This is a genomic window from Aeribacillus sp. FSL K6-1305 (assembly GCF_038050115.1).
Lineage (GTDB): Bacteria > Bacillota > Bacilli > Bacillales > Aeribacillaceae > Aeribacillus > Aeribacillus composti.
On the sequence record NZ_JBBOQV010000002.1, the window covers coordinates 1,052,501 to 1,075,571 of the forward strand.

The following is a 23,071-nucleotide window of genomic DNA, read 5'->3' on the forward strand; positions in this document are numbered from 1 at the left end:
CAAACCGACACAGGTAGGCGAGGAGAGAATCCTAAGGTGAGCGAGAGAACTCTCGTTAAGGAACTCGGCAAAATGACCCCGTAACTTCGGGAGAAGGGGTGCTCATCAAGGTGATAAGCCATGATGAGCCGCAGTGAAAAGGCCCAGGCGACTGTTTAGCAAAAACACAGGTCTCTGCGAAACCGTAAGGTGAAGTATAGGGGCTGACGCCTGCCCGGTGCTGGAAGGTTAAGGGGAGCGCTTAGCGAAAAGCGAAGGTGCGAACCGAAGCCCCAGTAAACGGCGGCCGTAACTATAACGGTCCTAAGGTAGCGAAATTCCTTGTCGGGTAAGTTCCGACCCGCACGAAAGGCGTAACGATCTGGGCACTGTCTCAACGAGAGACTCGGTGAAATTATAGTACCTGTGAAGATGCAGGTTACCCGCGACAGGACGGAAAGACCCCGTGGAGCTTTACTGCAGCCTGATATTGAATGTGGGTACAGCTTGTACAGGATAGGTAGGAGCCAGAGACGCGTGAGCGCCAGCTTGCGCTGAGGCGACGGTGGGATACTACCCTGGCTGTACTGACATTCTAACCCGCGCCCCTGATCGGGGCGGGAGACAGTGTCAGGTGGGCAGTTTGACTGGGGCGGTCGCCTCCTAAAAGGTAACGGAGGCGCCCAAAGGTTCCCTCAGAATGGTTGGAAATCATTCGGAGAGTGCAAAGGCAGAAGGGAGCTTGACTGCGAGACCTACAAGTCGAGCAGGGACGAAAGTCGGGCTTAGTGATCCGGTGGTTCCGCATGGAAGGGCCATCGCTCAACGGATAAAAGCTACCCCGGGGATAACAGGCTGATCTCCCCCAAGAGTCCACATCGACGGGGAGGTTTGGCACCTCGATGTCGGCTCATCGCATCCTGGGGCTGTAGTCGGTCCCAAGGGTTGGGCTGTTCGCCCATTAAAGCGGTACGCGAGCTGGGTTCAGAACGTCGTGAGACAGTTCGGTCCCTATCCGTCGCGGGCGCAGGAAATTTGAGAGGAGCTGTCCTTAGTACGAGAGGACCGGGATGGACGCACCGCTGGTGTACCAGTTGTCCCGCCAGGGGCACCGCTGGGTAGCTATGTGCGGAAGGGATAAGCGCTGAAAGCATCTAAGCGTGAAGCCCCCCTCAAGATGAGATTTCCCATCGCGAAAAGCGAGTAAGATCCCTTGAAGATGACGAGGTAGATAGGTCCGAGGTGGAAGCGTGGTGACACGTGGAGCTGACGGATACTAATCGATCGAGGACTTAACCAAGAAAGAGCATCTATTCGTGAAGGAACCGTTATCTAGTTTTGAAAGAATGATATTCAAATAAGTGTTGACAACTGCGATCAAAAAGTTATAATATTAGTTGTCCATCGAATTGAATGGAACAATGAATAGAAAAAAATTGCTTGGTGGCAATGGCGAAGAGGTCACACCCGTTCCCATCCCGAACACGGAAGTTAAGCTCTTCAGCGCCGATGGTAGTGAGGGTTTGTCCCTTGCGAGAGTAGGACGTTGCCAGGCAATTCATTTGAATATAAGCTTTCTAAATTATCGCGGGGTGGAGCAGTCCGGTAGCTCGTCGGGCTCATAACCCGAAGGTCGCAGGTTCAAATCCTGCCCCCGCAACCAATGGTCCCGTAGTGTAGCGGTTAACATGCCTGCCTGTCACGCAGGAGATCGCGGGTTCGATTCCCGTCGGGACCGCCATTACAACAATATACGAACAACTAACGAAACGTTCAACGTTTCGTTTTTTTATTTTATGAATATCTTGGATAAGCTAAACATATGCGGTAAACTATACAAGAGGATTGAATTGGATTCTTTAGGAGAGCATCTTTTAAAGAAAGAGGTTTTATATGTCAATTCAGGATGAATTTGAGTTTATCCGAAGTATTCGGCCAGCACATTATTTTCACGAAGGCCTTGTTGTCGGAATAGGTGACGATGCCGCAGTTTACACACCGAATAAAGGTTTTCAGCAAATAGTCTGCACAGACACAATGGTCGAAGGGGTTCATTTTTTACGTAAAACAATGGAGCCTTTTGATATCGGCTTTAAATGTTTGGCAGTGAACATTAGTGATATTGCCGCAATGGGCGGGATTCCAAAGTATTTTTTAGTTTCCATTGCGATTCCCTCTCGATGGCACGAGAAAGACTTACAATCTATATACAAAGGAATGGCAGATGCCGCAGAAAAATATAAAGTGGATTTAATCGGTGGAGATACTGTTTCTATTGCTGATCACCTCGTCATCACCGTCACCTTGATTGGAGAAGTTGAACGCGGGAAAGCCCAATTGAGAAGCTCAGCAAGACCGGGGGATGTGGTTTTTGTTACGGGTACTCTGGGGGATTCAGCTGCTGGATTGCACCTTCTATTAAACGATGAGTTCAATTTGCCGGAGGACGATTATCAATATTTAGTATCTCGCCATAGACGTCCGAAGCCGCAAGTAAAAGCGGGCAGGATTATTTCTGAAGTGGATCGGGCGAGCCTTAATGATATTAGTGACGGTATTGCAAGCGAATTGAATGAGATAGCTGACATGAGCAACGTACAAATCGTCGTACATAAAGATCTTCTTCCATTAAGTGATTCAATACAATTATTGCCGTTAGAAAAGCAATTTGAGTGGGCTATCACTGGAGGAGAAGATTTTGAACTGGTAGGGACGACTTCTAAACATTCCTTTGAAGTGTTGAAAAAAAAATGCGAGCAAGAAGGAATACGCATAACGAAGATCGGAGAAGTATTTGAAGGCAGCCCATCGGTTTATTTGCAAGAAAAAAATATTCGCAAACGGCTACTAAGCAAAGGCTACAATCATTTTAAAAAAGGTGATTCATTTGGATCAATTTGAAATAAAAACGACAAATCCTGATGAGACAGGGAATATGGCGATGAAGCTGGCTCAGCACTTACAAGCGGGCGATGTGATTACGCTTGAAGGAGATCTTGGAGCAGGCAAAACTACATTTGTGAAAGGACTGGCAAAAGGTTTGGGCATTGGCAGAACAGTGAGCAGTCCTACTTTTACAATCATGAAGGAGTATACAGACGGCAGACTGCCGCTTTATCATATGGACGTTTATCGGATTGAAAATAGCGATGAGGATTTAGGGTTTGATGAGTTTTTTGATGGAGACGGTGTAACAGTTGTAGAGTGGGCGCATTATATAGAAGATCAACTGCCGGAGGAAAGACTGGATGTATTCATCCGTTACATTCAGGACAATACAAGATCTCTAATTTTTAGGCCGAAGGGAAAAAGATATATTAAGCTGTGTAAGGAGTTTTTTACTGATGACGGTATTAGCGATTGATACATCAAACGACTGTTTAGGCATTGCGTTAGTAGACGAAACTAAAATTATTGGCGAATATATGACGAACTTGAAAAAAAACCATTCTGTTCGTGCAATGCCGGCAGTTGATTATCTTTTGAAAGAGTGCCACGTTCAGCCCAGCGACTTAACAAAGATTGTGGTTGCCCAAGGTCCTGGCTCTTATACTGGTGTGCGAATCGGTGTAACAATTGCTAAGACGCTTGCATGGGCTAGAAACATTCCTTTAACGGGCGTTTCCAGTCTTGAAGTGCTTGCGCTGAACGGGCGTTTTTTTGACGGATTGATTTGCCCTTTATTTGATGCAAGAAGAGGACGAGTTTATACCGGGCTGTATGAATTTAAAGAAAACATACTTTGTGTGAAAGAAGACAGAAATATTCTGCTAGAAGATTGGTTGAATGAAATAAAACAGCTCAAAAAGCGGGTGCTCTTTTTAGGGAATGATGTTTCTCTTCATTTAGATCTGATCAAAGAAATAATGGGTGAGTTGGCAGTCATCGGGGATCCGTCATTGCACCAGCCGCGTCCGGGATTGCTAGGTTTGCTGGGAATGACTAGAGAAGCAGTCAATGTTCATCAGTTTGTGCCAAATTATTTAAGGTTAGCAGAGGCGGAAGCGAAATGGATCGAGCAGCAAAAAACGTCAACATGATTAATAATCAAGTAAATGTTCGAAAAATGACAGTTGAAGATATACATCGTGTTTATGAAATCGAACAGCTGTCATTTTCGGTTCCTTGGACAAAGGAATCATTTTATCGGGAATTGGTCCATAACCATTTTGCTACTTATTTAGTAATAGAATATGAAGGAAAAGTTGTAGGTTATTGCGGTTTATGGGTGATTGTTGATGATGGGCAGATTACCAATATTGCTATTTCTCCAGCGTATCGGGGAAAAAAGCTGGGAGAGACCCTGCTTAGAAGCGTTTTAAACGTAGCAAAAGAAAAAGGAGCCAAAACCGTTACATTAGAAGTCCGAGTTTCGAATACGGTTGCGCAATCATTATATAAGAAATTGAATTTTGAACCAATCGGAATCCGGGAAAACTATTATACGGATAACCAAGAAGATGCGATATTAATGCAGGTGAATTTATAATGAAAGATCGATTAATTTTAGGAATTGAAACAAGCTGTGATGAAACAGCAGCTGCCATTGTGAAAAACGGAAAAGAAATTGTTGCACAAGTCGTTGCTTCCCAAATTGAAAGCCATAAACGTTTTGGCGGAGTCGTTCCAGAAATCGCTTCACGCCATCATGTCGAGCAAATTACTCTCGTATTAGAAGAAACGTTAAAACAGGCGAATCTGTCGTATCACGATTTGAACGCCATAGCCGTGACAGAAGGACCGGGGCTGGTTGGTGCATTATTGATTGGAGTCAATGCCGCAAAGGCTTTAGCTTTTGCGTATGATCTTCCACTAATCGGAGTACATCATATTGCAGGACACATTTATGCGAACCGTCTTGTGAAAGAATTTTCTTTCCCGCTGATTGCATTAGTTGTTTCCGGCGGCCATACAGAGCTTGTCTATATGAAGGAGCACGGTTGTTTTGAGGTGATTGGGGAAACACTTGATGATGCAGCAGGAGAGGCTTATGATAAAGTAGCGCGAACATTAAACCTGCCTTATCCGGGCGGGCCTCATATCGACAGGCTAGCACATGAAGGAACTGCTTCCATTGATTTGCCGCGAGCATGGCTTGAAGAAGGCTCGTTTCATTTTAGTTTCAGCGGGCTGAAGTCAGCGGTGATTAACACTCTTCATAACGCGGCGCAAAGAGGGATCACGATAGATCCGAAAGATATGGCTGCAAGTTTTCAGCAAAGTGTTGTAGAAGTTTTAGTGGAAAAAACTGTTCGTGCCAGTGATAAGTATCAAGCTAAGCAAGTTCTTTTATCAGGCGGAGTAGCGGCGAATAAAGGATTAAGAACTGCTATGGAGGAAGCATTCAAAAAGAAAAAAGGGATCGACCTCGTCATTCCACCATTGTCCTTATGCACAGATAATGCGGCCATGATTGCAGCTTTCGCTGATGTACTTTATGAAAAAGGAATTTTCGGTGATTATCGTATGAATGCTCATCCTGGATTGGAATTAACGTCATATATATAGAGGCAAAATAGGGTCGAATGAACAGCGGCCCTATTTTTTGTTTGTGCGCCCGGCATGGGTGTAATCTATAGGGTGAAAGTCCCGAGCTGCGAAGGCAGAAGTAGCAGTTAGCTTAACGCAAGGGTGTCCGTGGTGACGCGGAATCTGAAGGAAGCGAGCGGCAAACTTTGGGTCTCTCGGAACACGAACTTCATATGAGGCTAGGTATCACTGGGTGAGTTTGCAAGACAAAACAAAGCCCTTTCTGCCGAAGGTGATACAGAGTAAATGAAGCAGATGGATGGAAGGAAAGATTACACTCTTACCCGGGGAGGTCTGGCTGGCACGCCAAGTAACCTTGGTAACCTATCTAGTGATAGATAGCTGAACAGTCAGAAGTCAGCAGAGGTCATAGTATTAGTTGGTCTAGAACAACTAAGAAGGACCGAACAATTAAGAGAGAATAGCCCTTGGCATTCAGTGAGTCATGATGAACACAGAAAACGTAGTACCTCACTTGAGGGAGGAAGCGGTGAATCCCGTGGGAGATCTCTTGGAGGGTGGAGTGACCACTGGCATAAAGAGAACAGCTATTCACGGAAGTTATAAAGACTTGCGTCAATTATCTTAATTGAACCGCCGTATACGGAACCGTACGTACGGTGGTGTGAGAGGACGGGAGTTAATCGCTCCCTCCTACTCGATTAACCACAGGTTATCCACAAAGAAAATCTTCATTTTGGATAAATAAGACGAAACATTGAAATAGACGAAGAAAAAACAAGGTGAAACATGTGGATAACTAAAGGGGTTTGTTGTGGATAATGTGAACAAATAAGAAAAATATTATAAGGTAAGGAACTAATGATGTGGATAACTGTTTGAGAGAAACATGCTGAAGGAAACAAAATAAATAAAAAACCGGCATGAGCCGGTTATTCAGAAAGAAGTGATTCCCATTCCTCCATCAGTTGATCTAGTTGTTCCGTTAACATGACATTTTGATCATGAAGTTTTTGAGCTTTTTCATGATCTTGGTATATATTTGGATCGCAAAGCATTTCATTGTTTTCAGCGATCGCTTCTTCAATTTCTGCTATTTTGTTTTCAAGTTCTTCAATGCGGCGCTGTCTTTGCCGTTCCTTTTTTTTCAATATTTTTTCTTGTTCATAAGATAATTTTCCTTGTTTTTGCTCTTTGGTTTCGATAGTTGGTTCTTTCAACTGTTCAAGCTCGATCATCTCCGCTTTTTTTGCAATGTAATAATCATAGTCCCCGATATATTCGGCAATGCCTTCCGTGGATAATTCAAAAATTTTGGTCGCGATTTTGTTGATAAAATAACGATCGTGCGAAACAAACAAGATTGTTCCAGGAAAATTTATCAGAGCGTTTTCCAATACTTCTTTGCTGTCGAGATCCAGATGATTCGTAGGTTCATCCATGATGAGAAAGTTAGATTTTTTTAGCATTAATTTCGCTAAAGCGAGCCGAGCTTTTTCTCCTCCGCTTAAAGACGAGACGGTTTTCAGCACTTCATCTCCGGAAAAAAGGAAATTCCCTAAAACCGTTCGGATTTCTTTTTCTGTTTTTTCGGGATAGTCATCCCACAATTCATCTAAAACCCGTTTAGATGAAGACAAATCCGCTTGTTCCTGGTCATAATATCCGATTTGGACATTAGATCCAAACTGAATTTTTCCGCTCAGCGGCTTTAAGCGGTTGATGATCGTTTTTAATAAGGTAGATTTACCAACTCCGTTTGGCCCTATTAAAGCAATTGAGTCCTTCCTGTTGATCGAAAAGTTAATATTTTTCACGATCGGAGTTTTTTGATCGTAGGAAAGGGACAAATCAATGGCTTTTAACACGTCATTGCCGCTTTGCTTTTCGATTTCGAAGGAAAAGCTGGCTGACTTCTCGTCCCCAGCGGGTCTGTCCAGTATTTCCATTTTCTCAAGCATTTTCCTTCTGCTTTGCGCACGTTTCGTTGTCGATGCTCTTGCTAAGTTTCGTTGAATAAAATCTTTCATCCGCGCGATTTCTTCTTGCTGTTTTTCAAATTGTTTTAATTCCCTTTCGTACGCTTCCGCTTTTTGTTTTAAATAAGTGCTGTAATTCCCAACATACTTCGTACAAACTGTTCGTGATATTTCATAAACAGTGTTGACAACGCGATCTAAAAAGTACCGGTCATGGGAAACAATTAGAACCGCTCCATTATAATGCTGTAAATATTGTTCGAGCCAGTTTAATGTTTCCATGTCGAGATGGTTTGTCGGCTCGTCGAGTATGAGCAGATCCGGTTTTTTCAACAGGAGCTTTCCGAGTGCTAACCGGGTTTTTTGTCCTCCGCTCAAAACCGAAATTTTAGTTGAATAGTCGTAATCAGCAAACCTTAATCCATGCAGCACAGAACGGATATCCGCCTCATATTGATATCCGCCATTTTCTTTATATAAATGTTGGAGTGAATCATATTCCTTCATTAAGCTTTGCAAAGCATGAGAATCTCCAGCTGAGGAGATAGCTGCCATTTTTTGTTCAATATTTCGCAGCTCAGCTTCGATGTTCCGCAGCTCTTCAAAAACGGTTAGCATTTCATCCCATATCGACTTAGTTGATTCTAATCCTGTGTTTTGTGCCAGATAGCCGATTGTTAAATCTTTTGGCTTCACAATTTCACCAGAATCAAAGGGCATTTCACCGGCAATGATTTTCAATAATGTTGATTTTCCGGCTCCATTGCGGCCTACAACGGCGATTTTATCTCCTGTTTGGATTTCCAGCTTAATATTCGATAAAATAAGGTCAGCACCATAATATTTTGTGATTTTGTTTAACTGCAATAAAATCATCCATAGTTCACCTCAATCTTTGCTAGAATAAGTGTAGCCTATATATTTGACTGCAGGCAACTGACCTGATGAACAAAAGGACAAGAAATTGTAACAATCGTTCAAAAGACACGAATAAAAAAATAGTGTATAGTTTTTATATAAGGAGAGTTTGGAGAAAAAACAAATAAAAAGAAATGTAGACGGAGAAGAAGATCAGGATGGAAGCGTTATCAGTCTGATATTGTTTCATACAGGCGAGCAGCCGCTTGCTAGAAAACATAGTTAAAAACAAAATTAGTCAGGTTGTTTTGGATTGCGAGGGATGAGCATTGAATCAAGATCAATCTAAGATACCGCAAGCAACTGCAAAAAGATTACCTCTATATTATCGGTTTTTGCAAAATTTACATGCCTCGGGAAAACAACGTGTTTCCTCTCAAGAACTGAGTGAAGCAGTAAAAGTAGATTCTGCGACAATTAGAAGGGACTTTTCATATTTCGGAGCGCTGGGCAAAAAAGGTTATGGATATAATGTCAATTATTTGTTATCATTTTTTAGAAAGACGCTTGACCAAGATGAGTTGACCAAAGTTGCCCTCATTGGCGTCGGAAATTTGGGAACAGCTTTTTTAAATTACAATTTTACAAAAAATAACAACACACAAATTGTTATTGCATTTGACATTAATAAACGAAAAGTAGGAATGAAAATTGGTGGAGTTCCAATTTATCATTTGGATCAGCTAGAAAGTGAATTGCCTGATGATGTGCCTGTTGCGATATTAACGGTCCCGGCAACCGCCGCTCAAGGAATAACGGATCGGTTAGTGGAAAAAGGCATAAAAGGCATTTTAAATTTTACGCCGGCTCGCTTAAATGTTCCGGATAAAATTCGGATTCATCATATCGATCTATCTGTTGAACTTCAGGCTCTTGCATATTTTTTAAAACATTATTCGAATGAAGATTGAAGGAGCGATATTAAATGCCAACAATTGGAATTGGAAGCTTGCTGTTGATTGTATTTGCAGCTCTGCTTGTTTTCGGGCCGAAAAAACTTCCTGAGCTTGGAAAAGCTATAGGAGAATCATTAAAGGAGTTTAAAAGTGCCACGAAGGGCTTAGCAGACGATGATGAAGAAAACAAGAAAAATGAATAGCAAGAAGAATGGATGAATAATGATGAGCGAAAAAAAAATGTCCGTGTTGGAGCATATAGCGGAGCTTAGAAAACGGCTGATTATTGTAGTCGTTTTCTTTTTCGTTGCTATGATTACTGGCTTTTTCATAGCGAAGCCAATTATTGTTTTTTTACAGCAAACTGATGAAGCAAAGCAATTCGCCTTAAATGCTTTTCGTCCTGCAGATCCATTGATCGTTTATATGCAGATTACATTTATTATTGCTTTAATTCTAACTTTCCCTGTTTTATTGTACCAGCTTTGGGCGTTTATCAGCCCAGGACTGTATGAAAAAGAAAGGCGGGTCACATTAAGCTATATACCGTTGTCGGTTGCTTTATTTCTTTTAGGAATAAGCTTCTCTTATTTTATTTTGTTTCCTTTTGTCATCGATTTTATGGGGCGGCTTTCCAATGATTTAAACATTCAACAAATGATAGGAATAAATGAATACTTTCGTTTCCTGCTGCAGTTAACATTGCCTTTCGGACTGTTGTTTCAGCTTCCCGTTGTCATTATGTTTTTAACAAGACTCGGGATCATCAATCCGGCGTTTTTGGCAAAGGTTAGAAAATATGCGTATTTTGTATTGCTTGTTATCGCAGCGATTATTACGCCGCCTGAAATTGTGTCGCATTTAATGGTCACGATTCCGCTATTCATTTTGTATGAAATAAGTATCATTGTTTCAAGATTTGCTTACAAAAAAGCACAGTCTTCTCAAATAAAAGAATCAGATCAAAAGTAAAACCGATGGGCTGTTATAAACATATCCCTCTTGTGAAGACAGTATAGGCTTTTTTCCTACTGTCTACACAAGAGGGATAATATCATTACACCTCATCGGTTGTTTTTTGCTTTCCGAATTTTATATGAGAAAGTGAACATGCGGATGGAAACAGCAAAATCAAACGTGGCTAAAATCATTAAAATCATATTTGTAGCTGTCCACATACCATTTTCAGCATGATGAATTGCTAAATATGTAAATAGAACTCCCATGATAAAATAGAAGAGTCCCATGGAAACGGGATGAAAATTCATAATCTTAGCTGCCTCCAATAATGATTTGTATTTGTTCCATTTGCTTCATCATGTTTTCAATCTCATCATGATAAATTGTTTGAATGATGACTACGATTGTATTCATCATTGTATGGGCAAAAATAGGGACTAATATGCGTTTTGTTTTATAATATAAAAAAGCGAACGTAAACCCCATTGCTGTATAACGCAATAAAAGTTCAGGTTCCCCATGCACGATGCCGAACAATAGCGAGCTGACAAGCGCGCCGATCCAAAAATTCGTTTTTTGATAAATCACCCCGAAAATAATTTTTCGGAAGATAATTTCTTCAAGAATCGGTCCTATTATTGATGTGACAATAATCAAATAAGGCGTTGCTTCAATTAAATCCATAATAACTTGAGTATTTTCCGACATCGGATTAACTTTAAGTACATATATTTCAATATTGCCAACGATTGTTTGAATGAAAAAAGCTAAAAAAACTCCGAAAACAGCCCATATGGCAGATTCGCCGAAAGAAGCTTTTTCAATCCGGACATTATTTTTTCGTTCATGACGAAGGAGAAATAAAATAATGACAAACGCAGCAGTAAAACTTGTAATCGACCAATATGCTTGCGCTTGAAAAAGTCCTGCATTGAGATTTTCATCGACGCCAACACCCAGTTCATAAAAAAGGGGAACTCCAATATAGGATGAGAGCTGCATAATGATGTACGTAATGATGATCCACCAATATTGCTTTTTCACGAATAGTTCTCCTTTATAAAAGATTCATATGACTATTTTAACACACAATGGTTTTAAGAAAGAAAAACAATTTTGACAAGGGAAGCACTTAATGGAGGATGTTAAAATTTTTTTAAAAGAGACTTGAAAAATAGAGGAGGTTTCTTTAATATAATAATTGGTGTTAGCACTCGATAGCAATGAGTGCTAATAATGAATAAGGAATAAATTTTGAAAATCTCAAAAGATATTTGAGGAGGTTGTTTCCCTTGTTAAAGCCATTAGGTGATCGCGTTGTAATTGAACTTGTTGAAACAGAAGAAAAAACAGCAAGCGGCATCGTATTGCCTGACACAGCTAAAGAAAAACCTCAAGAAGGTAAAGTAGTAGCAGTTGGTACTGGTCGTGTATTAGACAGCGGTGAACGTGTTGCAGTTGAAGTTGCTGTTGGCGATCGCATTATCTTCTCAAAATACGCCGGCACAGAAGTAAAATATGACGGCAAAGAATACTTAATTTTGCGTGAAAGCGACATTTTGGCTGTGATCGGCTAATAGAGACAGCCCAATATCATAGACAATTTAAATTTTGAGGAGGTTTTCGCAACATGGCAAAAGAAATTAAATTCAGTGAAGAAGCACGTCGTGCAATGCTGCGTGGTGTGGATAAATTAGCAGATGCGGTTAAAGTTACTTTAGGACCAAAAGGCCGTAACGTTGTTCTTGAGAAAAAATTCGGTTCTCCGTTAATTACAAACGATGGCGTTACGATTGCAAAAGAAATTGAATTAGAAGATCCATTTGAAAACATGGGTGCAAAATTAGTTGCAGAAGTTGCTAGCAAAACAAACGATGTTGCTGGGGACGGTACAACTACTGCAACAGTTTTAGCTCAAGCAATGATCCGCGAAGGACTTAAAAACGTAACAGCTGGCGCAAACCCAATGGGTGTGCGTAAAGGAATTGAAAAAGCAGTTGCTACAGCTGTTGAAGAATTAAAAGCAATTTCTAAACCAATTGAAGGAAAAGAATCAATTGCTCAAGTTGCTGCTATTTCTGCTGCGGATGATGAAGTAGGTAAATTAATTGCTGAAGCAATGGAACGTGTTGGTAACGATGGCGTTATCACTATTGAAGAATCTAAAGGTTTCACTACTGAGCTAGACGTTGTAGAAGGAATGCAGTTTGACCGCGGATATGCTTCTCCATACATGGTAACAGATTCTGATAAAATGGAAGCTGTTCTTGAAAATCCATACATTTTAATTACCGACAAGAAAATCTCTAACATCCAAGAAATCTTGCCAGTTCTTGAGCAAGTTGTACAACAAGGCAAACCTTTATTAATCATTGCTGAAGATGTTGAAGGAGAAGCTTTAGCAACATTAGTTGTGAACAAACTTCGCGGTACATTTAATGCTGTAGCTGTAAAAGCTCCTGGATTCGGTGACCGCCGCAAAGCAATGTTAGAAGATATCGCCATTTTAACAGATGGTGAAGTTATTACAGAAGATTTAGGTTTAGATCTTAAGAGCGCTACTATTTCTCAATTAGGCCGCGCTGCAAAAGTTGTTGTAACGAAAGAAACAACTACAATTGTTGAAGGCGCAGGCGCAAGCGACAAAATTGCAGCTCGCGTAAATCAAATTAAAGCTCAATTGGAAGAAACAACTTCTGAATTTGATAAAGAAAAACTTCAAGAGCGCTTAGCAAAATTAGCTGGCGGCGTAGCAGTTATCAAAGTTGGTGCCGCTACTGAAACAGAATTGAAAGAACGTAAACTTCGCATCGAAGACGCTCTTAACTCCACTCGTGCAGCAGTGGAAGAAGGAATTGTCTCCGGTGGTGGTACAGCTCTAGTTAACGTTTACAAAAAAGTTGCTGAAATTGAAGCAGAAGGCGACGTTCAAACTGGTGTAAACATCGTTCTTCGCGCTTTAGAAGAGCCAGTTCGCCAAATCGCTCACAACGCTGGTTTAGAAGGCTCTGTTATCGTTGAACGCTTGAAAAAAGAAGAAGTTGGAATCGGCTTTAACGCTGCTACAGGCGAATGGGTGAACATGATCGAAGCTGGTATCGTTGACCCAACAAAAGTAACTCGTTCTGCTCTTCAAAACGCAGCATCCGTTGCCGCTATGTTCTTAACAACTGAAGCAGTTGTTGCTGACAAACCAGAAGAAAACAAAGGCAACGGCAACCCAGGCATGCCTGACATGGGCGGAATGATGTAATAATTGCAGTGAACTAGTCACAGAAACAAATATATTCAATCGTAAGGACTACTTCCTATAAAAAGGAGGTAGTCCTTTTTTGTTGCTCAAATTTGCATATCAAGATTTTTTAGAAGATCGGAAATTCAAAAACACAACAAAAGCGAACATAAGAAATTATGAAACGCTTCTAGGTGAATTTATCAACTATTGATTGATGGTCAATATGCTTATAAGGAAGAAGAACTTTTTAAGCCGAATGAGGATATTTTAAAGAAATTTAATTATGATGAAAAAGCTGCACATGCCTACATAGACGAACAATGGAAAAAGAATGTGATTGAGTTTTTTAATGATAAACCTGAATATGCGGAAATGTATATGCATTACATAATTAATTTTAGGCAGTATAAAGAAGTTCCTTTTGATGATGATTTTTACCGTTATTGTACTTTGAAGTTGTTGCAGCAAGGCGATTGGATAGAGTTTGAGATTAAGAAGGTAATATAATCAATTAGAAAGGTGAATTGAATGAAAAAAATTGAAATTCCTAGTTTATTTAAATGTACTAAATGTGGTTTAAAAATCCCGTATGAGAAAGCTGGAGAAATGGAATGTGGACAGTGTTCGTTTGAGGATTGGGAGAATGGCTTTAAGGATAAACATGCTGTTTTTAGTGATTATTGTGATGCCGGGCAAGAAATATTTGATACATACGAGGAAGCAAAGGCAGAATTTGAACGAAGAAAAAATGATGAAAACGAAAATGGTGTAGATGTTTACTTATGCAAGGTAATTGAAGAATATCATGCTAAGTGAAAGGGAATAAATCAAATATTTAAAATGATAGATCACAAAAAGTTATCACAGCTATTATTTCTTTGATGTGGTGTACTGTATTTGCGGCTTTAGCGTGTGGAATTGCTTGGTTGATTGAAACGCTATTTAAAGTAAATGTTAATTATTATGTAGCTGGTGGAATTGGCGTGTTTATTTATGTGTTATTGTTTTTGATTGCGTTGAACCAATATTTGTTTATGAAGAAATTTAGTAATGAGATTGAAAAGAATTGGTGATGAAAACTACATTCTGGGAATGTGGTTTTTTATTTTTTCTTTTTGGACTCGTAGCTCAACGGTTAGAGCAGCCAGTTTGAATACTGTGCGGTTTGCAGGTTCGAATCCTGCCGAGTTCACCGTAAAATGTGTTTTCTCTTGTCGAAGTTACTAGGAAATTCCTCCTATCATTCTCGAAATATGGTAAAATATAGAGAAGATTGGAGGATGATATGAGTATTGAAGAAAAAATGTCAAAACTTGTTAAGGAAGTTCAAGATCTAAAACCAAAAATGAAAGAAGAATACTTTCCTAAAGCAGAGGGGATTATAAAAAATATACCTATTGAATGCTCATTACATGAATTAGCAATTCAAAATCAAAAAAAAGAAATGCTAATCCTAATAAAATTCATCCTATTCAAGTTAAACGAGGTCAAATTTACAATGCTCTAATTGGAGAGAATATAGGTAGCGAACTCTGTGAAAATCATTTGGTCTTAATATTACAAAACGACACCGGAAATATGTTTGCTGATACCGTTAATGTATTAACGATTAAAGGTGATGGAAATAATATTAACGAAACGTTTCATGTCAAACTCACTAATAATGATATGTATTATGGCAAACTAGATAAAGATCCATCTAGAATAAATGTTACAGAAATACTAACAATTGATAAAGCTCGATTAGATAAAAGAGTAGGTAAGATAAAAAATGAATTATTCAAAGAAATAAATAAAAAAGTAAAAAATCAATTAGGTTTAAAATAAATCTATTGACAAACCCTTATATAATACTTTAAAATGGACTTATAAAATTTATTTAGCCTTAAACAAGGCAAATGGCTCAATCTTTTGAGTTTTGTTAGGGGGAGAAATTGTCTTCCCCAATTTCATTTAATAATCATATTTTTGTCAACAGTGCATAAAATATTTACACCATTTCAAAAAATTATTTAGTCACTTTAGTGACAATAGGCTTCCAAATGGAAGTTTTGTGTATCTTTGAAATGGGGCAGGAGTTTTGTCTCCTGCTTTTATCAGTCATTAAAGACCTCCTCAATAACCATATGGAGGTCTTTTTCGTTGTAAATTTTTTAAAAAAGAAGGAATTTTGTAATGCCCTATTGAATTATACTAACGTATAATTCAATAGTTAATCAAAAATTAATAAAAATTGTGTATAAGCATCCTTTTTTCAGGGTGCTTTTTTTATTTGGAGGGAAGAAGATGATAAAAGCCAGTGATTTGTTTGAAATAAAGACGGAAACAGTAAGTGAATCTGATTATAGTGTAACATTTGCTCATTATATAAAGCTAAAAGGAACAGATGAATGGCAGTACATTGGAGCAGTACAGTATTTTGCCAATGGCGATATTGATTTAGTGGTGATGCAATTTATCAGGAGGGAAGAAAATGAACGAAATAAAAATAAAGTAAGAAAATGTTACTTGAAATACTTTCTTAAATTAAATGAGAATCATTTGTTAATATTAAGAGTTCTTCGTGATATTTGTATTGCTAATGATTATAACCTTCGTCAAATTGTATCAGTAAAAGAAATTATCAATAATTCACCGAAAAATAATATAACAAGTGATCAACTTAAATTGATAAATAGATGATAAATACGCTGTGTTAGGAGATGATATATGAAGAATTTTTGTGTTGAGAAGATCGAATTTATTAATAATGAGGAGTTTAAGGTTATAGTGAAGCTTATACATAAAGGAGAAGAAAAATATTTTGTAAAAAACTTTGGTAAAGACTATATGGAGAGGAGTATTAGCGAACTGGAACAGATTATGAAAGGAATTGTTTTTGATTGTATTTTAGATGGCGTGTGTAAATTGTAGACAATTCTTATTTTTTTAATTATATAAGTGAATTATTATATGTTTATATAAAACATCCTTTTTCATCTGGTAACAATGTTACATTTTCATTAAATAGATATTCGTTGTCTTCATCTCTGTGAATTTTTAAGTATAATCCAAAGTAGTAATACTCCCACTTTTTACATTAAATGTGTAGTCTTTGTTGGTTTCTCCATTAATCTTTAATTCAGGTTGAAAACTCATTGTAGTATTGTTAGCTGTTGCGTCAATCATTAAATCTTTGATAGCAGTATCGGATTTTCCAATATTATAAACGTCAATTTTTATTTTTAATTCTAAAAATGAAGCTTCATCGGGAGTTGCTATCTTTTCTACGTCAAAACCATTTTCATTTACAAAATTTTTATAGTAATTAAATTTTCCAGATGACTCATTGATCCCAGTTCTAATTTTAGGCTTATTTTGAATATAATCTTTGATTAAATTTAAACAAAAACCTAATACAACACCAATTAATGTCATGAAGGGTAATAATAACTTCATACTGTAGATGAGCAAATTCACTAACATAAATTTACATCCGAACAAAAAAGGAGACATGAACCCGATTCCTTGGTTAGAATAGATGTGCCAACAAACCATTCACACAAGGAGGTTCATGTCTCATGAATAGATTAGCACATCATCAAGGAATCCACAAGTTTTTCACGATGTTGGGGTTGGCACTTTATTTTTCAAAACCTGTCATGAAGCATCTCGTTCATATCGTGGATGCGATGATCACGAAAGGCTTTTCTGGAACGTTGACCGATCTTCATCATTGGAGCTTTCACCCCAATCATCGAACGACACTCAGCCATTTTTTCACGAAAAGCCCTTGGGATGAAGAGACGCTGCTTCGCAAACTCCAGCAATGGATGCTTCATCGTGTCGAACGGATCGCCAAACAGAAAAATCAACCCCTTTTTGTTTCGATCGATGATACGATTTGCCAAAAAATCAAGCCTTCGTCACGGGCAACGCACGCCATTCAAGGGTGTGATTGGCACTATTCTCACACAGAGAAAAAGTCGATCTGGGGACATTCTCTTGTTTGGCTCATGGTTCATACGATGACCCAGGCTTTTCCCTTTGCGTTCCGCCTCTACGACAAGGCGGCTGGGAAAAGCAAGGGGGAACTCGCGATCGAGATGCTTTCTTCTTTGGATGTACGCCGTCCCGTTTATGTGCTGATGGATTCGTGGTATCCATCGCAAGCGCTCGTGGAAGCCTGTCTGAAAAAAGGATTTCACGTCATCGCGATGCTCAAAACGAACCGGATTCTCTATCCGAAAGGCATCGCCATCCAAGCCAAACAGTTTGCCCGCTATATCGAACCGAACGACACCCATCTCGTCACGGTGGGAGAAGAGCGTTATCGCGTGTATCGCTACGAGGGATCGCTGAAAGGTCTCGATGATGCCGTTGTGTTGTTGGCTTGGAAAGCCGATCAGCCGATGACACCCGAACATCTTCACTGCGTCTTGAGCACCGACCGGGAGCTAAGCGATGAAGAGATCTTGCGCTACTATGCCCAGCGTTGGTCGATCGAATGCTTTTTTCGACAAGCGAAAGACCAGCTGAAGCTCGATGGGTACCGCGTTCGTCAACGTCGGGCGGTGAAACGGTATTGGATCTTGGTGCAACTCGCTTATGTGTACAGTATGGTCGAATCCAACAGCGATTTCTCTACCGGGCTTGACTTCCTTCGAAAGAAGAAAGGACATAGCCTCGTGGAGTTTATTTACGATGCAGCGAAGCAAGATATTCCCATTGATGTCGTTAAAAAACAGCTCCATGTGGCATAAGGGGTACTCCGTTTGTCTCTTTTTACATGGTAATTATTGTAATGAAAATTGCTCAACTACAGTTCATATTAATTAAATTTATTAAACAAAAGCCTAGTACAACTCCTATCAGTATCATGAATGGCAAAAGTAACTTCATATACTTACTCCTTTATTATTGTACTGTACAACATTAGGATTGAAGTCTACTCATAAAAGTTTATTCTTCCTCTTCAACCTCAACCAGTTCCGCAAGATCATCCACTTTATACCCTACAATTTTCGCTAAAATAAAGGCTTTCTCTAAAGTCGGGAAACTTACTCCATTTTTTCAATTCCAAAGCTGTTTTTGTTGCACATTTACGTGTTTTCGTATGTAATCATTCCGCAATTCACTCTTTTCAATTAGTTCCCCAATATTGCTTTTCAGTTTGTATTTTTTCATCACTCATCACCATTTAAAATAATTCCACTCGTTTCATTTTTTCCTTCGTCCAAAATAAATAATACAGTTATAAATAAAAAGAGTTAATGTAAAAAGATTATCCATTTCGTATTGTCCAAGTAAATGGACTAAAATTACGCTCATAAGGGACGGTAAGTTACCGTTCCTTTTTTGGTTCACATAGTAATGTTATAATTAGTAGGAAAATTTCGTAAAGAGGTGATTAAGTTTGAAAAAAAATTTGCTTTTAACAATATTTTGTTTGGTATTTATGAGTATGATAGGTTGCAGTTCAGAAAAAACTGTTGAAGAAAATAAAACAAAGGAAGAGCAACAAGTGCAAAGTAAAATTGAAAACAAGGCAAAGTACGATATAGATAAAATTATTGTTCCCGTTCAGACAGAATGGACAAACGATTTAAAAGTATATCGAGACTTTAATATCGCAGTAATAAAAGAAATGGCTCAATCAAATAATATTCCAGTTGAACTAAGAGAATTTCCTACATTTGACGATGTGATTATTGCTTTAAAACGTGGAGATGTTGATGTTGTGCCGGGTATTGATAACCTCGTAGAAACAGATTTAACTAAGACGTATACATATTTTACGGGAGCTATATATCTCCCTAATGGAGAAGAGTTTGTACCGAAGAAAAGCTATGCAATGGCAGTAAGAAAAAAAGATACAGAACTTTTAAAATTTTTCAATGATATGATCTTAAAGTTTAAAGAAACAGGTAAATTAGAAAAAATCCAACAGGAATATCTAGGAGATCGAAATTAAAGAGAATTTCGTTCAAAAAGGTAACCGTTTACGAATATTAACATGGACAATAGCGTTAATAATTAAGACCACTCATTTCGAGTGGTCTTTTTCATCATCAATATATTCAATAAGATCCTCAACTTTGCAATCCAAAGTTTTACACAACTTGTTTAAAGTATCAAACTTTATTCCATCAGTTCCCTCATTGTATATCTTTGCAATTCCATTCCGATGCAACCCTGTCATTCTTGCCACATCTGAAATCTTCAACCTTTTCTCTCCCATTATCCTTGAAAGATGTACTTTAATCATTATTTTATAATATCCCCATTGACTACTTTACACTTTTTTGTAACTATTTTATAATGTAAATATCTTAATTAAAATAGGAAGTAGTCAGTATGTTTTAAATATATTTATAACTGTGATTTATATATGTTTGGACATTGTTGGAAAAGTATGAACTTCAAAACTATTACTGATTCAGCAATACTTTATTGTTAAGCCCGCAAGGATTAAAAATATAACTCCTTCTTAACATTCATAATGTCTATCCTAACTTTTCCCTTGATATATCATCTAGGTTAGAAAAAAGAATGTCACATCCTAAGAATAGAAATGTAATAAAAAAGGATAAAAGTAACTCTCCTCCTTGAAATATGGATACATTACTTAGATGGCTATCTGTAACATACTGTATGGAGAAATAAACAGCTATCCATGCAACAGCAAACTCACATATGTAAGTTATCCACTTAGGGATTCTGAGAAATATTGAGAGTCCTTTTATAACTGCCATAAGTATAAGCATGTAAACAAGTGCTAATGCGCTTACCAATAAAGAAAATATATATAAATCGGATCGAGAGCTATAATTTACATAGTCGCCTAAGAAATGATTAACACCTAAAGAAACAAAGTAAATAATTAGGCTAGTAACAGCTATGACAAAGAATAAACAAAAGCCAATAAGGAGGATAAAGGATATAAATGCTAAGGTGTTTGGAGGATTATCTATAACACCCTTTTTAATCAAAAATAAAAACAAACCACAGGAAATAACCAAACATGAAAGTATAGATAGAGTTATTGCTGTAAAGATAGTCAAGTCATCTTTAACCTCCATTAGAAAAGTGCCATTAGCAGGGAACTAACAGCACTTTTTCTTAAATTTTTAATGCGTTAAATCAGCGCAACAATGAATTTTGCCAACGCTCTCGCCACATCAGGTGGACAGCCAATGCCTCTAAGTCCATTATAAAACTGATTCTCTGTCCATTTTTCGCCTTTATCCATCAACTTAGCTACTTTAGCAGAGTTTTTTCTAACCCATGCGGCGGCCTTTGGAGACAAAGGTCTTAGCATTTGCGATAAAGCCCATCCTCCTGAGCGGAGAGCTAATTTAAAGGCTTTATAACTCCAGGACACTGCGCCTTGAGTTTGAAAATTCCCATTAGCAGTAGCTACTGTTTTAACAGGTACATTCTGTGACTTGATAGCGTTTTGTACCCCTTTATGAACAGTCACTTTCACAGGAACAGGAGCAGATGACGCTGTTTTTTCAGATGCTAATGCACCTGATGTGCCTAAGAAAGATGTAAGAAGTGTAGCGCTTAGAACCACTGAAGCTATTCTCTTTTTATTTTTCATATATATTTGCCTCCTACTATTTTATGAACATTTTTTAATAAATTGCTTTTATTGCAATGGTTGTCCAATGCGGCATAGCTTTAGCACTTGAGTCAGAAAGTCCTGACTTTTTAAGCGATTTATATAGCTTATTTTGGACATCAGACCATCCAAAAGCAGAATACTCATCCAAAAGGTCTCTCAGTACCGGCTCAATATACTTTGAAAACCTTTTTTCAAGCTCAGTTCTTATTTTCTTTTCTGCAAACTTTTCTATAAGTTTGAAAAGCTTTGCTTTGTTTTTTAGTACAGCTCTAATAGCATCTTTGACAGGATTTTCAATGAGTAATTGAATCTTTGATGGTTGATTATCTATAGGTAAGCGTAAAATAATCCCCACCTTTTAATGATAGGGATTAAATACTATTATTGTGATAAGTTATTAAAAACCCGACAATTCAAAGGAATTGTTTTGGACCAAGGAAGTAGTTGATCAAGCTCATCCATATTGCTTATATCCATATTGGGAAGCCTTTCAAATAAGTAGCGAAGATAATAAAATGGATTTAATTTATTCTCTTTTGCTGTCTCCACAATACTGTAAATGATTGAGCTGGCCTTAGCTCCTTTCGGAGTATTGCTAAAAATCCAGTTCTTCCTTCCGATCACAAATGGTTTAATGGATCGTTCACTTCGATTATTATCGATTTCTAATCGTCCATCCTCTAAAAATGCCACGAGTTTTTCCCATTGGTTGAGGCAGTATGTAATGGCTTGACCTAATAGACTCTTTGGTAAAACATTGCTTTTCTCTGTTTTTAGCCATGCTGAAAAAGCCTCCAACAATGGTTGGCTGTGTTTAAGTCGTTTTTTATATCGTTCTTCTGGTGTACATTCTTTCAAATCACGCTCGATGGCAAATAGCTGATTACAGAAATTGAGTCCTTCCCGAGCTGTGACTGCTGAATGACGTTTGGATTCAGGAAGTACGTTTAAAGCCTCATCGAACTTTCTGCGGGCATGAGCCCAACATCCAACTAATGTTACGCCGGATACCTTATGGTATCCTGCATATCCATCGACATGCAGGTATCCTTTAAACCCTTTTAGGAATTCTTTGGCATGTTCTCCTGCTCTAGTTTCCTGATAGTCATAAAGGACAAGTGGTGGATCCTCTCTTCCAGTCCGATAAAGCCACATGTAAGATTTCGATGTACTTGACCTTCCAGGTTCATGTAAAACCTGAACAGTTGTTTCATCCGCATGTAGAATGTCTTTAGAGAGGAGATGCTCTTTCATTCGTTGATAAATTGGCGCAAGCCATTTTTCGGCACCATAAAGCATCCAATTGGCCATGGTTTGCCTGGATAAGATCACACCTAATCGTTTGAACTGTTGTTCTTGGCGATATAGAGGTAGCCCCTCTACATATTTTTGATTCATAATATATGCCATGCTTGACGGTGAAGCTAAACTTTTTGGATACACAGATTTTGGGGCAGGTGCTGTAACGATTGGTGTCTCTATTTCATTACGCTCACAATGACGGCATCCATAGACATATCGAACGTGTTTTAAAACTTTGACTTGAGCCGGAATAATCACTAATTCTTGTCGTACTTCTGTGCTCATTTCGTGTGTTTTTTCACCGCAACACGAACAGACCTGCTCTTCTTCGGGTAAACGATATTCAATCGTTTCCATAGGCAGGTTTTCAAACGTAGCTTGACGTTGACCACGTTTCTTTTTACGACGATATGTAATTGTTTCAACAGTTGGCTCTTCGGCTTTTACATTAGACTCTACCTCTGCTTCATTGAATAAAGGTAGTTCTAATTGATTAGGATTTGTTTTTTCGCTTGAAGAGCCAAATTTTCGTTTTTGACTAAGACGATACTGTTCTTCATACCATTGTAATTTCGCCGTCAATTCAACGATTTGCTGTTGAAGTTTTTCAATTAATTCAAATGGGTTTTGGTTAGGATTCTTTAAATTTTTCATCATGTAGTAATAATTCGACGGTTTTAGCTATTTTCCTCCAAGGTTTTTG

Annotated in this window: 28 protein-coding genes, 3 tRNA genes and 2 rRNA genes (1 of these 33 only partly in view); 24 read left to right on the forward strand and 9 right to left on the reverse strand. The window is 38.4% G+C overall.

Translation table 11 applies throughout. The features are described 5' to 3' along the window. The 9 genes from NST97_RS14960 to tsaD form a co-directional block, all read left to right on the forward strand. Positions 1–1,279, forward strand: a 23S ribosomal RNA gene (locus NST97_RS14960) (it extends 1,654 nt beyond the left edge of the window). A 139-nt stretch (positions 1,280–1,418) separates the two neighbouring features. Then, positions 1,419–1,534, forward strand: a 5S ribosomal RNA gene (gene rrf / locus NST97_RS14965). Between the two features lie 31 nt (positions 1,535–1,565). Next, a tRNA-Met gene (locus NST97_RS14970) sits at positions 1,566–1,642 on the forward strand. Between the two features lie 2 nt (positions 1,643–1,644). Then, positions 1,645–1,720: transfer RNA gene (locus NST97_RS14975), tRNA-Asp, on the forward strand. Positions 1,721–1,872: 152 nt separating this feature from the next. Continuing rightward, positions 1,873–2,880, forward strand: a complete 1,008-nt coding sequence (gene thiL / locus NST97_RS14980; protein WP_063388678.1) for a thiamine-phosphate kinase — start codon at positions 1,873–1,875, stop codon at positions 2,878–2,880. Next, positions 2,867–3,343 (forward strand): tRNA (adenosine(37)-N6)-threonylcarbamoyltransferase complex ATPase subunit type 1 TsaE, encoded by a 477-nt coding sequence (gene tsaE, locus NST97_RS14985; RefSeq protein ID WP_341343392.1) that lies wholly within the window; start codon positions 2,867–2,869, stop codon positions 3,341–3,343. The genes thiL and tsaE overlap by 14 nt, the downstream gene beginning before the upstream one ends. Next, a complete protein-coding gene (tsaB, locus tag NST97_RS14990) occupies positions 3,324–4,019 on the forward strand; it encodes a tRNA (adenosine(37)-N6)-threonylcarbamoyltransferase complex dimerization subunit type 1 TsaB (protein WP_066248096.1) in 696 nt (231 codons plus the stop codon). Before tsaE ends, tsaB begins: the two co-directional genes overlap by 20 nt. Next, a complete protein-coding gene (rimI, locus tag NST97_RS14995) occupies positions 3,989–4,468 on the forward strand; it encodes a ribosomal protein S18-alanine N-acetyltransferase (RefSeq protein ID WP_063388681.1) in 480 nt (159 codons plus the stop codon). The genes tsaB and rimI overlap by 31 nt, the downstream gene beginning before the upstream one ends. Then, entirely contained in the window at positions 4,468–5,487 is a 1,020-nt protein-coding gene (tsaD, locus tag NST97_RS15000; protein WP_341343393.1) for a tRNA (adenosine(37)-N6)-threonylcarbamoyltransferase complex transferase subunit TsaD, read from the forward strand. Before rimI ends, tsaD begins: the two co-directional genes overlap by 1 nt. A 914-nt stretch (positions 5,488–6,401) precedes the next feature. On the opposite strand, the gene NST97_RS15005 is transcribed toward tsaD, so the two are convergent. After that, complete coding sequence (locus NST97_RS15005) at positions 6,402–8,324, reverse strand: ABC-F family ATP-binding cassette domain-containing protein (RefSeq protein WP_341343394.1); 1,923 nt, start codon at positions 8,322–8,324, stop codon at positions 6,402–6,404. Between the two features lie 311 nt (positions 8,325–8,635). Here NST97_RS15005 and NST97_RS15010 point away from each other — a divergent pair, with 311 nt between their 5' ends. The 3 genes from NST97_RS15010 to tatC are packed head-to-tail and all read left to right on the forward strand — an operon-like array spanning position 8,636 to position 10,234. Beyond that, positions 8,636–9,277: a redox-sensing transcriptional repressor Rex gene (locus NST97_RS15010; RefSeq protein ID WP_063388684.1), complete on the forward strand. Its 642-nt coding sequence runs from the start codon at positions 8,636–8,638 to the stop codon at positions 9,275–9,277. Positions 9,278–9,291: 14 nt separating this feature from the next. Further along, the gene (locus NST97_RS15015; RefSeq protein ID WP_063388685.1) at positions 9,292–9,465 is read left to right on the forward strand and encodes a twin-arginine translocase TatA/TatE family subunit; all 174 of its coding nucleotides are present in this window, start codon (positions 9,292–9,294) and stop codon (positions 9,463–9,465) included. Between the two features lie 22 nt (positions 9,466–9,487). Continuing rightward, complete coding sequence (gene tatC / locus NST97_RS15020) at positions 9,488–10,234, forward strand: twin-arginine translocase subunit TatC (protein ID WP_066248101.1); 747 nt, start codon at positions 9,488–9,490, stop codon at positions 10,232–10,234. A 92-nt stretch (positions 10,235–10,326) separates the two neighbouring features. Here tatC and NST97_RS15025 read toward each other — a convergent pair whose 3' ends face one another. Next, entirely contained in the window at positions 10,327–10,530 is a 204-nt protein-coding gene (locus NST97_RS15025; protein WP_063388687.1) for a YdiK family protein, read from the reverse strand. A 4-nt stretch (positions 10,531–10,534) separates the two neighbouring features. Next, entirely contained in the window at positions 10,535–11,266 is a 732-nt protein-coding gene (locus tag NST97_RS15030; RefSeq protein ID WP_063388688.1) for a CPBP family intramembrane glutamic endopeptidase, read from the reverse strand. A gap of 248 nt (positions 11,267–11,514) precedes the next feature. Here NST97_RS15030 and groES point away from each other — a divergent pair, with 248 nt between their 5' ends. From groES to NST97_RS15075, 9 genes are all read left to right on the forward strand, one after another. Next, the gene (gene groES, locus NST97_RS15035) at positions 11,515–11,799 is read left to right on the forward strand and encodes a co-chaperone GroES (protein WP_063388689.1); all 285 of its coding nucleotides are present in this window, start codon (positions 11,515–11,517) and stop codon (positions 11,797–11,799) included. Positions 11,800–11,852: 53 nt separating this feature from the next. Further along, on the forward strand, positions 11,853–13,475 hold the full coding sequence (gene groL / locus NST97_RS15040) for a chaperonin GroEL (RefSeq protein WP_063388690.1): 1,623 nt from the start codon (positions 11,853–11,855) through the stop codon (positions 13,473–13,475). 189 nt (positions 13,476–13,664) lie between these two features. Continuing rightward, positions 13,665–13,964 carry a hypothetical protein gene (locus tag NST97_RS15045; RefSeq protein WP_339194060.1) on the forward strand — a complete coding sequence of 100 codons (300 nt, stop codon included), beginning with the start codon at positions 13,665–13,667 and terminating at the stop codon, positions 13,962–13,964. A 21-nt stretch (positions 13,965–13,985) separates the two neighbouring features. Then, on the forward strand, positions 13,986–14,273 hold the full coding sequence (locus NST97_RS15050) for a hypothetical protein (RefSeq protein ID WP_082830345.1): 288 nt from the start codon (positions 13,986–13,988) through the stop codon (positions 14,271–14,273). A gap of 301 nt (positions 14,274–14,574) precedes the next feature. Continuing rightward, positions 14,575–14,649: transfer RNA gene (locus NST97_RS15055), tRNA-OTHER, on the forward strand. A gap of 93 nt (positions 14,650–14,742) precedes the next feature. Further along, positions 14,743–14,964 (forward strand): hypothetical protein, encoded by a 222-nt coding sequence (locus tag NST97_RS15060; RefSeq protein WP_340880871.1) that lies wholly within the window; start codon positions 14,743–14,745, stop codon positions 14,962–14,964. A gap of 11 nt (positions 14,965–14,975) precedes the next feature. Continuing rightward, on the forward strand, positions 14,976–15,284 hold the full coding sequence (locus tag NST97_RS15065; protein WP_339195643.1) for a type II toxin-antitoxin system PemK/MazF family toxin: 309 nt from the start codon (positions 14,976–14,978) through the stop codon (positions 15,282–15,284). A 459-nt stretch (positions 15,285–15,743) separates the two neighbouring features. Next, on the forward strand, positions 15,744–16,139 hold the full coding sequence (locus NST97_RS15070; protein WP_341343395.1) for a hypothetical protein: 396 nt from the start codon (positions 15,744–15,746) through the stop codon (positions 16,137–16,139). An 87-nt stretch (positions 16,140–16,226) separates the two neighbouring features. Further along, on the forward strand, positions 16,227–16,370 hold the full coding sequence (locus NST97_RS15075) for a hypothetical protein (protein ID WP_339194067.1): 144 nt from the start codon (positions 16,227–16,229) through the stop codon (positions 16,368–16,370). A 126-nt stretch (positions 16,371–16,496) separates the two neighbouring features. On the opposite strand, the gene NST97_RS15080 is transcribed toward NST97_RS15075, so the two are convergent. After that, positions 16,497–16,922: a hypothetical protein gene (locus NST97_RS15080; RefSeq protein WP_341343396.1), complete on the reverse strand. Its 426-nt coding sequence runs from the start codon at positions 16,920–16,922 to the stop codon at positions 16,497–16,499. Positions 16,923–17,017: 95 nt separating this feature from the next. Here NST97_RS15080 and NST97_RS15085 point away from each other — a divergent pair, with 95 nt between their 5' ends. Together NST97_RS15085 and NST97_RS15090 are read left to right on the forward strand one after the other, a co-directional pair. Beyond that, positions 17,018–18,199: an IS701 family transposase gene (locus NST97_RS15085; RefSeq protein WP_341343397.1), complete on the forward strand. Its 1,182-nt coding sequence runs from the start codon at positions 17,018–17,020 to the stop codon at positions 18,197–18,199. A 653-nt stretch (positions 18,200–18,852) separates the two neighbouring features. Continuing rightward, complete coding sequence (locus NST97_RS15090; RefSeq protein ID WP_063388943.1) at positions 18,853–19,410, forward strand: substrate-binding periplasmic protein; 558 nt, start codon at positions 18,853–18,855, stop codon at positions 19,408–19,410. A 72-nt stretch (positions 19,411–19,482) separates the two neighbouring features. Here NST97_RS15090 and NST97_RS15095 read toward each other — a convergent pair whose 3' ends face one another. Together NST97_RS15095 and NST97_RS19335 are read right to left on the reverse strand one after the other, a co-directional pair. Next, the gene (locus NST97_RS15095) at positions 19,483–19,704 is read right to left on the reverse strand and encodes a helix-turn-helix domain-containing protein (RefSeq protein WP_339194073.1); all 222 of its coding nucleotides are present in this window, start codon (positions 19,702–19,704) and stop codon (positions 19,483–19,485) included. A gap of 238 nt (positions 19,705–19,942) precedes the next feature. Then, on the reverse strand, positions 19,943–20,428 hold the full coding sequence (locus tag NST97_RS19335) for a YrvL family regulatory protein (RefSeq protein ID WP_445206415.1): 486 nt from the start codon (positions 20,426–20,428) through the stop codon (positions 19,943–19,945). Here NST97_RS19335 and NST97_RS15100 point away from each other — a divergent pair. Next, positions 20,337–20,546 carry a hypothetical protein gene (locus NST97_RS15100; protein ID WP_157727888.1) on the forward strand — a complete coding sequence of 70 codons (210 nt, stop codon included), beginning with the start codon at positions 20,337–20,339 and terminating at the stop codon, positions 20,544–20,546. The genes NST97_RS19335 and NST97_RS15100 overlap by 92 nt on opposite strands. A gap of 28 nt (positions 20,547–20,574) precedes the next feature. Here NST97_RS15100 and NST97_RS15105 read toward each other — a convergent pair whose 3' ends face one another. Genes NST97_RS15105 through tnpC form a run of 3 tightly spaced genes read right to left on the reverse strand, consistent with a single transcriptional unit; the run spans position 20,575 to position 23,025 of the window. Beyond that, positions 20,575–21,042: a hypothetical protein gene (locus NST97_RS15105; protein WP_094245007.1), complete on the reverse strand. Its 468-nt coding sequence runs from the start codon at positions 21,040–21,042 to the stop codon at positions 20,575–20,577. Between the two features lie 34 nt (positions 21,043–21,076). Next, positions 21,077–21,421 carry a hypothetical protein gene (locus NST97_RS15110; RefSeq protein ID WP_341343398.1) on the reverse strand — a complete coding sequence of 115 codons (345 nt, stop codon included), beginning with the start codon at positions 21,419–21,421 and terminating at the stop codon, positions 21,077–21,079. A gap of 26 nt (positions 21,422–21,447) precedes the next feature. Further along, positions 21,448–23,025, reverse strand: a complete 1,578-nt coding sequence (gene tnpC / locus NST97_RS15115; protein WP_094245431.1) for an IS66 family transposase — start codon at positions 23,023–23,025, stop codon at positions 21,448–21,450. Positions 23,026–23,071: the final 46 nt, after the last annotated feature.

Excerpts from the sequence above, each read along its gene's own strand:
- NST97_RS15100 (WP_157727888.1), top strand. The coding sequence starts at position 20,337 with ATGACAAAGAATAAACAAAAGCCAATAAGGAGGATAAAGGATATAAAT.
- groL (WP_063388690.1), top strand. The coding sequence starts at position 11,853 with ATGGCAAAAGAAATTAAATTCAGTGAAGAAGCACGTCGTGCAATGCTG.
- NST97_RS15005 (WP_341343394.1), bottom strand. The coding sequence starts at position 8,324 with ATGATTTTATTGCAGTTAAACAAAATCACAAAATATTATGGTGCTGAC.
- NST97_RS15080 (WP_341343396.1), bottom strand. The coding sequence starts at position 16,922 with ATGTTAGTGAATTTGCTCATCTACAGTATGAAGTTATTATTACCCTTC.
- tsaD (WP_341343393.1), top strand. The coding sequence starts at position 4,468 with ATGAAAGATCGATTAATTTTAGGAATTGAAACAAGCTGTGATGAAACA.
- tatC (WP_066248101.1), top strand. The coding sequence starts at position 9,488 with ATGAGCGAAAAAAAAATGTCCGTGTTGGAGCATATAGCGGAGCTTAGA.
- tnpC (WP_094245431.1), bottom strand. The coding sequence starts at position 23,025 with ATGATGAAAAATTTAAAGAATCCTAACCAAAACCCATTTGAATTAATT.
- NST97_RS15015 (WP_063388685.1), top strand. The coding sequence starts at position 9,292 with ATGCCAACAATTGGAATTGGAAGCTTGCTGTTGATTGTATTTGCAGCT.
- NST97_RS15070 (WP_341343395.1), top strand. The coding sequence starts at position 15,744 with ATGATAAAAGCCAGTGATTTGTTTGAAATAAAGACGGAAACAGTAAGT.
- thiL (WP_063388678.1), top strand. The coding sequence starts at position 1,873 with ATGTCAATTCAGGATGAATTTGAGTTTATCCGAAGTATTCGGCCAGCA.
- NST97_RS15050 (WP_082830345.1), top strand. The coding sequence starts at position 13,986 with ATGAAAAAAATTGAAATTCCTAGTTTATTTAAATGTACTAAATGTGGT.
- NST97_RS15105 (WP_094245007.1), bottom strand. The coding sequence starts at position 21,042 with ATGAAAAATAAAAAGAGAATAGCTTCAGTGGTTCTAAGCGCTACACTT.
- rimI (WP_063388681.1), top strand. The coding sequence starts at position 3,989 with ATGGATCGAGCAGCAAAAAACGTCAACATGATTAATAATCAAGTAAAT.
- NST97_RS15025 (WP_063388687.1), bottom strand. The coding sequence starts at position 10,530 with ATGAATTTTCATCCCGTTTCCATGGGACTCTTCTATTTTATCATGGGA.
- tsaB (WP_066248096.1), top strand. The coding sequence starts at position 3,324 with ATGACGGTATTAGCGATTGATACATCAAACGACTGTTTAGGCATTGCG.
- NST97_RS15085 (WP_341343397.1), top strand. The coding sequence starts at position 17,018 with ATGAATAGATTAGCACATCATCAAGGAATCCACAAGTTTTTCACGATG.
- NST97_RS15095 (WP_339194073.1), bottom strand. The coding sequence starts at position 19,704 with ATGATTAAAGTACATCTTTCAAGGATAATGGGAGAGAAAAGGTTGAAG.
- NST97_RS15060 (WP_340880871.1), top strand. The coding sequence starts at position 14,743 with ATGAGTATTGAAGAAAAAATGTCAAAACTTGTTAAGGAAGTTCAAGAT.